Source organism: Anabaena sp. CCY 0017 (genome assembly GCF_963920885.1).
GTDB lineage: Bacteria > Cyanobacteriota > Cyanobacteriia > Cyanobacteriales > Nostocaceae > Nodularia.
This window is the reverse complement of the sequence record NZ_CAWUDG010000037.1, coordinates 1-13,044: the sequence shown is the minus strand read 5'-3', so window position 1 is coordinate 13,044 and position 13,044 is coordinate 1. Positions and strand designations below refer to the sequence as shown.

At 41.7% G+C, this 13,044-nt stretch carries 11 protein-coding genes; 3 read left to right on the top strand and 8 right to left on the bottom strand.

Translation table 11 applies throughout. From position 1 onward, the window contains the following. Nucleotides 1–76 precede the first annotated feature (76 nt). Nucleotides 77–379, top strand: a complete 303-nt coding sequence (locus ACM0OW_RS23935) for an AbrB/MazE/SpoVT family DNA-binding domain-containing protein (protein ID WP_414552971.1) — start codon at nucleotides 77–79, stop codon at nucleotides 377–379. A gap of 158 nt (nucleotides 380–537) precedes the next feature. On the opposite strand, the gene ACM0OW_RS23930 is transcribed toward ACM0OW_RS23935, so the two are convergent. Beyond that, on the bottom strand, nucleotides 538–939 hold the full coding sequence (locus ACM0OW_RS23930; RefSeq protein WP_414552970.1) for a PIN domain-containing protein: 402 nt from the start codon (nucleotides 937–939) through the stop codon (nucleotides 538–540). Between the two features lie 1,337 nt (nucleotides 940–2,276). On the opposite strand from ACM0OW_RS23930, the gene ACM0OW_RS23925 reads away from it, so the two are divergent. Continuing rightward, the gene (locus ACM0OW_RS23925) at nucleotides 2,277–2,420 is read left to right on the top strand and encodes a hypothetical protein (protein ID WP_414552968.1); all 144 of its coding nucleotides are present in this window, start codon (nucleotides 2,277–2,279) and stop codon (nucleotides 2,418–2,420) included. A gap of 9 nt (nucleotides 2,421–2,429) precedes the next feature. Here ACM0OW_RS23925 and ACM0OW_RS23920 read toward each other — a convergent pair whose 3' ends face one another. Beyond that, nucleotides 2,430–3,077, bottom strand: a complete 648-nt coding sequence (locus ACM0OW_RS23920; RefSeq protein WP_414552966.1) for a Uma2 family endonuclease — start codon at nucleotides 3,075–3,077, stop codon at nucleotides 2,430–2,432. 321 nt (nucleotides 3,078–3,398) lie between these two features. Here ACM0OW_RS23920 and ACM0OW_RS23915 point away from each other — a divergent pair, with 321 nt between their 5' ends. Beyond that, nucleotides 3,399–4,193, top strand: a complete 795-nt coding sequence (locus ACM0OW_RS23915; RefSeq protein ID WP_414552998.1) for a DUF2993 domain-containing protein — start codon at nucleotides 3,399–3,401, stop codon at nucleotides 4,191–4,193. A 200-nt stretch (nucleotides 4,194–4,393) separates the two neighbouring features. On the opposite strand, the gene ACM0OW_RS23910 is transcribed toward ACM0OW_RS23915, so the two are convergent. From ACM0OW_RS23910 to ACM0OW_RS23885, 6 genes are all read right to left on the bottom strand, one after another. Next, on the bottom strand, nucleotides 4,394–5,785 hold the full coding sequence (locus tag ACM0OW_RS23910) for a UDP-glucose dehydrogenase family protein (RefSeq protein WP_414552964.1): 1,392 nt from the start codon (nucleotides 5,783–5,785) through the stop codon (nucleotides 4,394–4,396). Between the two features lie 164 nt (nucleotides 5,786–5,949). After that, a complete protein-coding gene (locus ACM0OW_RS23905) occupies nucleotides 5,950–6,885 on the bottom strand; it encodes a UDP-glucuronic acid decarboxylase family protein (RefSeq protein WP_414552962.1) in 936 nt (311 codons plus the stop codon). Between the two features lie 434 nt (nucleotides 6,886–7,319). Then, entirely contained in the window at nucleotides 7,320–9,506 is a 2,187-nt protein-coding gene (locus ACM0OW_RS23900) for a cation:proton antiporter (RefSeq protein WP_414552960.1), read from the bottom strand. 306 nt (nucleotides 9,507–9,812) lie between these two features. Next, on the bottom strand, nucleotides 9,813–10,469 hold the full coding sequence (locus tag ACM0OW_RS23895; protein ID WP_414552959.1) for an HAS-barrel domain-containing protein: 657 nt from the start codon (nucleotides 10,467–10,469) through the stop codon (nucleotides 9,813–9,815). A gap of 239 nt (nucleotides 10,470–10,708) precedes the next feature. Further along, a complete protein-coding gene (locus ACM0OW_RS23890) occupies nucleotides 10,709–10,903 on the bottom strand; it encodes an NAD(P)H dehydrogenase subunit NdhS (protein WP_239727489.1) in 195 nt (64 codons plus the stop codon). Between the two features lie 228 nt (nucleotides 10,904–11,131). Beyond that, a partial coding sequence (locus ACM0OW_RS23885; protein WP_414552957.1) for an S-layer homology domain-containing protein occupies nucleotides 11,132–13,044 on the bottom strand: 1,913 nt, incomplete at its 5' end.

Here is a 13,044-nt window from a genome sequence, read left to right as displayed (position 1 = left end):
GACTAGAGTATAGAGAAAGAATTTTTGAGAGTTTTGCTAAAATATAAATACGTGTAACATAAGGGAAGATTCGGCTATGACATTTGCTAATTCATCAATTCCTCAACAATTTACACTGGATATTGAACCGGAAGGACGTTTAACTTTACCTAAAGAAATACAAGAAAAACTAAATTTAGAATCAGGCGATCGCTTAATTTTAACACTTCAAGATAGTGGTAAACTACAATTAGTCAGCCTGAAACAACAAGTGAAAAAAATCAGAGGTTTATTAAAAGATAAATCCCCAGAGAGGAACTTGGTAGATGAACTGATTCAGGAACGCCGCACACAGGAATATTTAAAAGGGGAAAACAATATTCCTGCTCCCTCTCCTTAGTAAGGAGAGGGTTGGGGTGAGGTTTTATTCAAGTTAAAATAGCCCTACCGATTCAACGTTCATAGCGATACTTAAACTCGGCTTTCATCAAAAACAAACATTCTAACTCCTGAAATCAAAGGCTAAAACTTAATAGCTTGTTAATAGACTTAATTTACTCAACGAATCAAATTAATCGTAATTCCCAGAGATAAAGTACTCCACACTTTATCTGCTGTTAATACAGGTAAATTTAAGCGTTTACCTAAAGCCAGACAAGCCCGATCCCCTAATGATAACCCTGCACTTTTGGTTAAAGGTCTATATTTAGCTATAGTTATAGCATCTTCTTCAGTAAAATCAATAATTGCTAAACTATTTTCTAATAATCCTTCATCTTTCAATTCTTTAATAATGTTGTCAGGAGATTCTCCTAAATCAACAGTTTTTGATAAAACTTCTCCCCAATTAATAGTACTGATATCGCATCCAGAAATCAAGGCATTTTCAACAATTTCCGCTCCTGCTTCATCTCTAAGGTAAGCTAAAAAAGCAGAAGCATCTAACACTGATTTATTCACTTAACATCCTGAAATTTGTGAACTTGTTAATTTGCAAAATCGAAGGTAAACCAATACCTGAATTGAGATACTGACTTGCAATTTATGATGATATAGCTTAACGATTGGTGTGATATGAGGTGTGGACGTAACCCACACCCCATTATTTTTTAACTCACAATTATTGACGTTGTATCAATAGAAGCAACATTATAGTTACTTGCGGTGGGACAAGATTTAGTCGCACTTTTGAACTTGGAGTATCGACCTCAACCGTAACTGTCGTTAATGCCAAAATAAAAAAAACTGGCATTAGATGTCCTCTCAAACTCTGCTTAAAAGACTGACTCTTAGGCGTTGTTGCGTTACAATTGGATAGATTCATGAATTTTTTTTCTCCTGAATTACAAAACACGTAGTACCAGGTGGCACTGGTTACTTACGTAGTTGGCGGGTTGACTTAAGAATTACAAAACACGTAGTATCAGTTATATCTGATTGTCTACGGGATTGGGGGTAGGTTGTAAATAACCTATACCCCTTTTTCGTTAATTCGCCATTGCTGAAACCAAGCATGAATTTAGTAGAGAAGTTCCATGGAACTTCTCTACAGGGGTTTTGACATCATCAAAAATTGTGTTCATACTTCAAATCAGCAACGCCATTAACTCTTAATAACCCTCATTATAGCGCTAGAAAAACTTGTTTTACCAGAATTAAAAAAAATAATTTAAAATATTTTATCTTTGGTTAAAAAGTCTAGAAAATACCTCTATCCAACAGACTCATAGCCTATATTGCTTATTATGCAAAGGTTTTGGCTGTTTATATATATATATAATTATTATTTATATTAAATTTTAAGCCAATGAAAATTGCATTAGATTTGATGCACTTTTCCTATAGTTACATTATATATAATGCACCTTTTCTATAATTGCATTATGTTTGATGCACCTTTCCTATACTTGCATTATATATAATTGAATTTTCCCAATTAAAATTGCCAGAGTACGGCGTTGGCTGACTAAAACTGTTTTTTACTTTGAAATTAAAGTGACTTTATTTTTAGTTACTAACTAAAACCAGAATTTTCTGGTTAATTAACTCTTCTCACCTTGGGCGAAGCTTCTCGAAGGGAAAACGTAACTACTTAGACGACAACGACTATATTATTCGTAAACAACAAGAATTTGCTTCTCTGACATGAAATGTTAAAATTTTCAGATAAGCTGATGACAAACTTCATAAATTATGCTATGGTCGCGCGATTAGATGAAGAAGATGCTTAGAAACTCAGTTAAATTCAACAGCAGACTCATCAGACATTTACCGATGCCATTAGGATTACTATTGATTTGCAATACCAGCAACTTCAGCAGCAAAAACCTCTAGAGTCGCTCACACAAAATAGTTTTATTCGCTGTGGTAAAGCAGAAAGGAATTTGTCTCTAAACTACAAGTCAATTTTGCCAGATGGCTTAACAGGTAAATGTAAGTAAACCTACCTCTCATCCCCCTAGAAGAGAACGCACCCATTGCCGAAAAGCTCGCCGCGCTGCACTAGCACCCTCTATCTCGCTCAACTTCAAAAACTGCAAAATTCCCTCAGCTACAGGCAAATCTCCAAACGTGGGGCTATTTTCTACCTGCACATACTCACCTTCACGTAACAGAAAAATCTGCAATTGACTATCCGCATAACACCAAAGTTCAGGAACACCCAACGCCTCATAAGCTGAAAGTTGAGTCTTTGAGGTTACGTCTATTTCAATCGCTAAATCTGGAGGCGGATCAACTGATAAATTCAGTCGATTTTTACCGATCATTCGTGCTGCATTTTGAATATAAAAACAATCATCTGGTTCTAAACCTGCGGCCATTTCTTGACGCTTAAATGTGGTTGAACCATAAGGTTCCCAGTCTATTTCTAGTTCATCAAGCAAAGTTTTCACAAATTCGCCAATTATTATCTTAGCTTTTTCATGTTCTGGCAACGGCATCCGAATTTCTAACACTCCCTGATAGTAAGCAACTCGCGCACCGCGATGTTCTCCTAATTCCTCTAAAATTGCTTCAAATTCTGCCCAATTAATCTCGCGTAATATCAAACATTGTCCTGGTTGAATATCAATTTGGCGCAGTTGTAGTGTAACCACCGTTGTTCCTCCGTACCGTTTGCGGTTTAGGGTTTAGTTTCACTCCCTTCAATTCGGAAATCTGCACTTGAATATAGCAATCCTATCGGATTTACTCCCTAGCGAGAGGCTTAGATCCCCGACTTCTTGAAGAAGTCGGGGATCTTTGGTTTCGGGGAATTTGGGTTTCTAATATCGAAAAATGTAATATATAATACAATTATCTAGCAATCATCAGCGATCGCTCACGTCACCATCAGCAAAATGAATATGGGGATCGCTTGCTCTATTCTTCACGATTTGTTACAAAAGTATAAAGAACTTCTAGAGATCCAAAACTTCATGTTCGGCGGACTTACTGGTTTAAAAGATTCTCAAAGCACAGATTGGGGAGAGCGAATGCTAAACACAGTCGCCAGCCAAACTATTCGCCACTTGTTTACCCAAAGCAAGTCAGTAGAAGTCTTTGTGCGCTGCTATCCCTCCAGCAAACTGTTGCAAGGCAGCATTGATAGCTTCAAAATGAGTGGTACTGGCTTGGTGATTCGTAAAGATTTTTTGGTCGAGGAAATGTCGTTTGAAACCGATGCGGTTGCTATTGACTTCGGCGCGGTTCTGAGTGGTAAGCTCAACCTCAAGCAGCCTACCCAAGCGATCGCCAACGTCATACTATCGGAAGCAGGCATTAACCAAGCCTTCAACGCCAAACTGGTGACACAGCACCTGGTTAACCTCACAGTACCCTCATTGACAGAAATCTCAGGCGGTACACCAGTTTCCTTTACCGATATTCAAGTAGAACTTTTAGCAGAAAATCATCTGCGGATTTTAGCGAAAGCAGATTTAAATAATGGCGAAATCATCCCACTAAGCATGGTGATGACTGTAGCTGTAGAAAGACGGCGACGGATTTCCTTTAAAAACCCCCAAATTGAGCTTGACTCAGTACCAGAAGCACAACGGGAAATCTCCCAAACATTGAGTATGGCGCTGGCGGAAATTTTAGATAATATGGTTGATTTGGATCGCTTTGACCTTGATGGTGTGAAATTGCGACTGAATCGTTTAGAGACTGAAGGTAAAAATTTAATTTTCAGTGGTTATGCGGAAATAGAACGTATTCCTAGTAACGCTTAAAATGAAGAACCTCACCCCGCCTTTAACTTGCGTCAAAGTCTCCCCTCTCCTTGGTAAGGAGAGGGGTTGGGGGTGAGGTTTTTAATTCTCTATTTTTAAGTTCTATGTAACGCTTAAAATACAGAACCTCACCCCGCCTTTGACTTGCGTCAAAGTCTCCCCTCTCCTTGGTAAGGAGAGGGGTTGGGGGTGAGGTTTTTCTATCGTCCCACACCGACATATTGGAAACCAGCACGAACCATAGTTTCAGGGTCGAGGAAGTTCCGACCATCGATGATTACAGGATGATCCATTAATTTAGCCATCTTAGCGTAGTCTAAACTGCTAAACTGCTGCCATTCGGTGACTAATACCAAAGCATCACAACCATCAGCTAGTCTTTCAGCATCGGTTTCCACTAATACGCCTGTCAGACCATGACGTAAACCTGTTTGGGAAACAATCGGGTCATAAGCTTTGACTTTAGCTCCCAATCTGTTCAGTTGCTCAATTAAATTGAGTGCTGGCGCATCCCGCATATCATCGGTATCTGGCTTGAAGGTTAAACCCAGAAGTCCCACAGTTTTACCTTTGAGAATTTTGAGAACTTGCTGGAGTTTTTCTAAAGCAATCAGCCGTTGGCGTTCGTTGACAGTCACAGCAGCTTTCATTAGCTGGGCTTCATAGCCATAGTCATCAGCAGTGTGAATCAGTGCAGAGACATCTTTCGGGAAGCAGGAACCACCCCAACCAATACCAGCGTTTAAAAACTTGTTACCAATGCGGGAATCTAAACCAATACCTTTTGCTACTTGGGTAACATCCGCACCGACGCGATCGCAAATATTTGCAACTTCGTTAATAAAGCTGATTTTGGTGGCTAAAAAGGCGTTAGCAGCGTATTTGATCATTTCTGCGGAACTGAGGTCTGTAGCTAGTACAGGCACTTGTGGTAAAGCTTGATCAGCCGCATACTGACGTTCCACAATGGGCGCATATAGTTCTTTCATCAAAGCGATCGCTCTGGGACTATTACCACCTAAAACAATCCGATCAGGGTTAAAGGTGTCATATACCGCCGAACCTTCACGCAAAAACTCTGGATTGCTGACCACATCAAATTGGGCTAAATCCTCTGGTGATTTTTCATCACTGGCTACTCCACCTGCTGGTACAAGTGTTTTTTGACGTTCCGCAATCCCATCCAAGACAATCATGCGTACCCAGTCACCAGAACCAATGGGGACTGTAGATTTATTCACAATTACCTTATAACCACCGTTAAGATTTTCGCCAATCCCACGGGCTACAGCTTCAACGTAGCGGGTATCACTTTCGCCAGTAGGTAGAGGTGGGGTTCCCACGGCAATAAATAGAACTTCTCCGTGGGCAACTCCGGCGGCTATATCTGTAGTAAAGTGGATTTTCTCTGTTTTAATGGCAGACTGCATAATGTCTGAAAGTCCCGGCTCAAAAATTGGGGACTGTCCAGATTTCATTAATTTAACTTTTTCTTCATTATTATCAACGCAAATGACATCATGTCCGATATGAGCCAAACAAGCACCTGTAACCAAACCAACGTAACCAGTACCAATTACGCAAACACGCATTTAGTTTAACTCCTCGCCTTTTTTGGGATTAACCTTCAAACAAATTGTCAAAGATGACACTTATATACCACTGGTAAAACCAGTAACTAAAGTATAGACTACTGAGAAGATCAGTCTACACGCAGGTTCAAAACAGCACTAAATACTGCCAATGAACCTAAAACTTAGCGATCGCTGTGGATACGACTGCGGAAATCTTCGATTGTGAGTTTTAACCCTTCTTGTAGCGGAATGGTAGGTTCCCAATTTAACAAAGTTTTGGCTTTAGTAATATCAGGCTGACGACGACGTGGGTCATCAGAAGGGAGTGGCTCAAACTTAATTTCTGCATCTGGGTTAACCATGTTTTGTACAGCTTGCGCCAATTGCAAAATAGTATATTCACCAGGATTACCCAAATTCACTGGGCCAACATAGTCGCCATTCATCAAGCGAATAAACCCATCTACTAAGTCAGAAACGTAACAGAAACTCCGAGTTTGCGAACCATCTCCGTACACAGTCAAAGGATTACCCTGCAAGGCTTGGACTATGAAATTGCTCACTACTCGACCATCGTTTTCTAACATCCTTGGGCCGTAGGTGTTGAAAATTCGCGCTACCCGAATCTCAACTTTATTTTGTCGGTAGTAATCAAATGCTAAAGTTTCGGCGACGCGTTTGCCTTCGTCGTAACATGAACGGATACCGATAGGATTAACGCTACCCCGATACTCTTCTGGTTGGGGATGAACTTCAGGATCACCATAAACTTCGCTGGTTGAGGCCAAAAAGAATTTAGCCTTAACCCGTTTAGCTAGTCCCAACATATTCATTGTCCCCATCACGTTAGTTTTAACGGTTTTAACGGGGTTGTACTGGTAATGTACAGGAGAGGCTGGACAGGCTAGATGATAAATTTGATCCACTTCTAAGCGAATTGGTTCGGTTATGTCATGGCGGATGAGTTCAAAATTGGGATTATTTATCCATTTAAGGATATTGCGTTTATGACCTGTATAAAAGTTATCCAAGCAAATAACTTCATGTCCTGCGGGGATTAATCTGTCAATTAAATGGGAACCAATAAATCCAGCACCGCCTGTAACCAAAATTCTCATAGTTTTCGAGTTACTTTATCAGTATTTTTAGTTGATTTCTAACTTATTGTTAGAGTACCCAGTTTTGTTACAAAAATCTAGAACAAACCCAGTTATAGCAAAGTGGTGAGTTTAAACCCAGTTACTTCCAGCCTGTGAGCTATGAATACTGTATTCACCGCCTTGGGGGTTGCGATAAATATCAAGCAACAGTTTAACGCAGTATATACGTAATATTGTGCAGTTTAAACTTAATTTTTAGACAACTCATTTAGCAACTTACCAAACATTCTCGGAAGTTTGTCTGCTGGATCTGCATAATTCATCAAATCTTTATTCAGATAAAGTTTTTGAGCATCTGCAACAAAATAGAGACGTGGGATGAACGTCTCTACAAGGATGTCGGTATAAACCTATTTCAATGCGATCGCGGAAAAAGCCTATTTTCACTTTGCTTAAACAGTAGATATCGAATGGGAAACTTCTGGTGTTGACATTTGCGTTTTTGTGTGCTGCGGTTCTCCTAGCATGACAAGAGAGCAGGTAAGTTGCCCAGCTAACTGGGTGGTGACATCGCTGATGGCTAACCCACCAGGATTTGGAGAATTACGTATAAAAGGTAACACTACTAAATCATATAATCTTGCTGCCTGTAGAATTGCTTGAGCAGCATTTTCATGGGCGATGATTTGAATTTCTGGGGGATTAGCCATAGATAATTGAGAGATTAACAGGGCGAGGTGCGATCGCGCCTGCGCTGATTTGTCAGTTCGCTTGGCTGCGATGAGCTTAGAATTGCTGCGGCGATGTCGATGGTAAGGACGAGCTTCACTCATGCACACATGAAGTACAGTCACTTGGGCTTGATTAGCCTCAGCTAGCATCTGGGCAAATTGGACAGGTTGCAATGATGATGCTGTTAAATTTTCTAAGGGTACTAAGATGCGTTGAATTTTTTTGGGTGAATCCATTAGACGCGTCACCGCCACTGGACAATGAGATGACCAAAGCACGTTATCAATTACACTGCCAAATAAACGTGCTTTTAACCCAGTCCGTTTACCCCAACCCATGATAATTAGATTCGCCTGTTGTTCACGAGCCGCCCTACTAATACCTAGAGCAAAAGCATCATCAATTCGCAGTAATGGTTCGGCTTCTACTCCTAACAATCGACTTTGGGCTGTGGCTTTTGCCAGTAGCCGTTCACTGCGGCGCAGACAAGTTTCTAACTGTGGTGCATCCATTTGAGCCGCAGCAGTGGCGATCGCTAACGGCACAATTTTTCCTTTAGCTTGATTTGCTAATAAGGCCGCCATTTCCAGCAAATATTGCTGAGTTTGAGGATTATAGACAGGTACAACTATCTTGCAATGGCTGTGTTCTTTTTCTGACTGCGGCTCAAATAGAGTTGGGACAGGTGCTTTTGGCTCTGCGGTGGAAACCAAAGCAACGGCGGTCTGACTAGTGAGCCATAGCCCCAAGATTGAGGTAACGACCATGACAACTACGACACTGTTTAAGACTACTTCTGGTAGCAACCCAGCCCGATATCCCACGAAAGTGGCGGCTAAAGTCGTCCCCATCTGAGGTAATGATAGTGACCACATCATCAGCATCTCCCCCCAGTTGTAGTGGTAAAGCAGTTTTGTGAATAAAGCTGCCATGAATTTGCTGATAATTAAGCCGACTACCAGCAAAAGCGTTAATCGTAAGCTGTCAAGGCTGGTAATTAAATTAGGCAGATCAATAATTGAGCCGAAGTTAACTAAGAAAATGGGAATAAATAGGACAGCGCCAATAAATATCACCTTTTCCTTAACTGGCCCTTCACCCACAGCTTGATTGACCACCAAGCCTGTTAAAAAGGCTCCCACAATTCTTTCCACCCCAATGAATTGAGCGCCCACCGCAGCCAGAAATACGGTCAGCAACACAAACAAAAACTTATTACCCTCATCATCTCCAAATCGCCGAAAAAATTCTTTGCCAGCCCAATCAAATCCCAGTAGAATGATCATGGTGTAAACAGTCAACCAAATCAACAAGGGCAGTAATTGCGCCAAGTTAAATGGCCCAGTATTAGTAGTAGCCACACAAACAGCTAATATCAGTACAGCGCTGAGATTAGTAAAAATGGTAGCTCCCATTGTGATAGTGACAGCTTCATTAGTTAACAGTCCCAGACGACTGATCATGGGATATGCCAAAAGAGTATAGGAAGCCAACAAAGAGCCAATTAAAATAGAAGCATTCCATTCCAAATGCCAAAACTGTCCTACTAAAGTTCCCATAATCAGGGGGAAACTAAAAGTCAGGATGCCAAATCCCCAGGAACGTTTTTTGCAACGGCGAAAATGCTTGATTTCTACTTCTAAACCTGCTACAAACATCAAATAGAATAAGCCAATATCTGATAACAGGCTAATTAGCGGTAATTCTGTATGTAAAAGATTCCAGCCTGAAGGACCCAGTACTACCCCTGAGAAGACTAAGCCGATTAATCCTGGTAGTCTCAGCCGCTCAAACAGGATGGGTACAACTAAAATGACCACCAGCAAAACAGCAAAGGTCACAATTGGTTCCTCGCTGAGAACCTGAGTAATTGGTTCAGTGAGCAGAACTTGTGGTAGGAGTTCCATTATCTTGGACTGTAAGGGGCGACGGTGAAATTACGATTATCCAGCCGGAAATCGGGTTAAAAATGATCAACAAACATCAAAGCCACCCTGACGAAAAATTAAAAAAATCTTCATTTATAGCATAGCTCTGTAACGCCTACTAACCCTGCTGACATGGCTGCGCTGATAGCGGTAGCGGAGTGTTAAGCAGTGTGTTGAGTTCTGGATAGAAACCCAGTGGCTTCAGAGCTTTGAGTAATTAACATTCATCTGCGTAGGTGGGTAGTTGCTATACAATACCTAAGTAATTGTCTAATAATGAACTACCTATGGATGGATTTGACTTAAAATAAACCTTAAGCGGTCATAGTCATCTTTTAACAAAACACTCAAAGTCCGTCCAGCCTTGATGAGCCATTCTCGGTCAGCTTTGCGTAGCTGGTAGATATGGCGAATCGCTGCTGCTGTTAATGCCTCAACTGGCGCACCAGTTACAGAAAGCAATGTTCGTAAAAAATCCACTTTTTCAGTGAATTTAACGATAGCTTCTGGTTCACACTGATAAACAGCTTGATGAATTTGCGGAGGACGGGGTGGGAGATACTGATATATCCCTTGGTTATCGCCTAGAGTCCGGGACGAATTTTCAAACCCCACAATCGCCGCCCGAAATTCAGTTTTGAGCATGGCAAAAATTTGGGGTTGTTCCTCGCGTAAATCTTGCAATGACAAACCCAGAGCCACAGCCCGATGTACCGAATCTATAGGCATGGTGGTAGCATGATACAGCACAGCATAAATTTGATTACCTGACTCTTCATCCGCAGCACAAACCCAACTACCAAAAGCAGGCATGGGGGGAAAACTTAAGTCTTCTGGTTCCAAACACTGTGATACAAATTCGGTAGAAGTAGTTTCGATTACCTCCGCAATGTGGTTGGGATGGCGATCGCCTGTGGCAAACTGTGGTAAAGGTAGGCGCATGAAAGTTCTGAGTGCTGAGTGCTGAGTAGGTAGGGGCGGGTTTAAGTAGTCAGTCTGTGGTTCGTCAACATCCTTAGTAAACCCGCCCTTACAGGAGTAGAAAGTGCTGAGTAGGTAGGGGCGGGTTTAAGCAGTCAGTTTGTGGTTCGTCAACACCCTTAGTAAACCCGCCCATACAGAAGTAGAAACTTCTGAGTAATTAGTCACCAGCCTTTTACTAATGACTCATGACTATTCTTTTACTTCCCTTTTCTTCCGGCTGTCAGTTCTACAGCTTCTAATTCTGATAAGCGAAAGGTAATTAATTTATCCCAGTTTCCACCTTCAAAAAGTACAGCTACCTTGCCATCACTGATACGTTGTACAAGTCCTTCGTAGCGGTAATAGGTGTCTGCGGGATTTTTGACGCGAACTGTTGATCCAGGCAGAATCATGATGTTTACCCTCGCTGGTTTACTGTTAATAGCTTAATACTTATTACTAGTCTCTGGTCAAGAGTCTATAGTTCCTTAGCCCGTTGAAGAGAAAAGAGGGCAGGGGGGAAGAGGCAGAGGGGCAGGGGGCAGGGGAGAAGGGCAACGAACGCCTTAATCCCCTGCCTATTTGGTCAACCTATCGATAAAGCCAGGATGAGGTGTTTCCAGATTTAACGTAAATGGGTATTACCTTCTTCCACCAGGCGTGCGTCCACCTTCATCGTTGCTACCACCACGGGGACTAGAGTTACCAGGATCACAGCCTTCTGCTCCATTTCCAATGCCCTGATTACAATTCTGGCGAGGTTGGGTGTTACCTCTGGGAACATTAGAAGCTTCTTCACCTACAACTTGCTGCTGTACTTGATTCACAGCATAGTTAGATGATATATCTGCTACTTCACCCGTGCTGGCTAATGCTCTGTATATCAAAGCGCTGACTTCAGCTCTAGTTGCTACTTTATCAGGATTCAAAGCCTGAGCATTAGGATAATTGACGATTACACCCTGCTCTGTAAGTGAGGCGATCGCACTCCTAACATCAGTACGAATACTAGCAGCATCGGTGTAAGTTGCCAATATTGCTTCTGTGGAACTACTGGAAGTATAGTTGAGTCCTCGCGCTAATGCGAGCAAAATTTCTAGACGTGAGAGGTTTTGAGTGGGGTTGAATGTATTACCTACATTTGTGAAAAAGCCAGTTGCATAAGCTTCACGGATGGCACTGTAAGCCCAATAGCTGCTGGAAACATCACTAAAATTAATGGGATTGCGAACTCTGGCTATTTGGAAGGCTTGACTCAACATCGCCGCAAATTGGGCGCGAGTCACCTGTTCGTCGGGACGGAAATTACCATCGGGAAAACCTTGGAGAACTTCTAGGGCTGTTAACTCACCAATAAAATTGTTCGCCCAATGGTTGGTAGCAACATCAGTAAACTTAGTCCGAATAGTGCTGGCTACACCTATCTCCCGATAATTCATCATCATTTGGCTGACATCGTAGATAGAACTACTGTCATCGCTAACCGCAATTAGTTGTGCTAATTGACCAGGGGTAGCTTTTAAAACTGGGGGTAAGTTGGCACTGAAAGCGCTAAATGACTGACTCAGTAAAGCAAACTCACCTGTGCGGAAGGAAGCGGGAACAATGCTAGTTGCAGCAGCTGTTGATAAACCTTCTGCTTGAAACTGACTAGCGTTGATTGTTCTAGAACTATTCAGGAAGCTAACGCGTTGATTACTAACTTGGGTAAAATAGTCGTAAGTAGTAGTACTTGAGTCAATTGTGCCAGACTCGTTAGAATCAACACCATAAACAGTGCGGACTACTTGAGTTTGTGTAGGGTTTTCTGGCAGAATCAAGTTAACTATGGTGTGTTCTTGCAGACATTCAAATTCGCTATAGCCCAGGAAGCGGTTTTGAATATCATACAATCTCACCACGACGCGATCGCCTGGTTTAATTCCCTTAACAAATTTGGCCTTTTTACCCTTGTTCTTGATTTTATATTTGTAATCACCCAAAAATCTTTCTTTCCGATAACCCTTGCTATGTTTTCCTTTGAAGGAAACGCGGGTAATTACTTCAGACAAGTTACCAGATGGCTGCAAAATAACAAGGCTAAAACCTTTACCTTTATGTTTTCCCTTGGCCGCAGTCGCAACCACATTTGACTGGGTAATAGTTTGACTTTGTGTCTGGCTAACTACTTGTTGGCTAGTGGTTTGTTGTGATGTTGTCGTCCTTACAATATACTGAGTCGATTCTTCATCTAGTTTGGCGAGTGTTCCAGACTGATTAGTACGATATACCCACATTTGCTGTTGGCTAGCAGCGACGACTTGCCAACCCGGTACTAAAGCTTGAGTGCAAATGTTCTGAGATGGTAAACCCAAACAGCCATTTGACCAAGTTTGCTTTTTAGCCTGAACGATACGCAACGTGGAAGTTTTTGCTCCTGTGCGTTTGGAGATGTCTCGCAGAATAGCTACTTTGATAGATTCTGGCAATTTTGCCTTTTTATCATCATCGTCATCGTCATCATCGTCATCATCGTCATCATCGTCATCATCGTCATCATCGTCATCATCGTCAT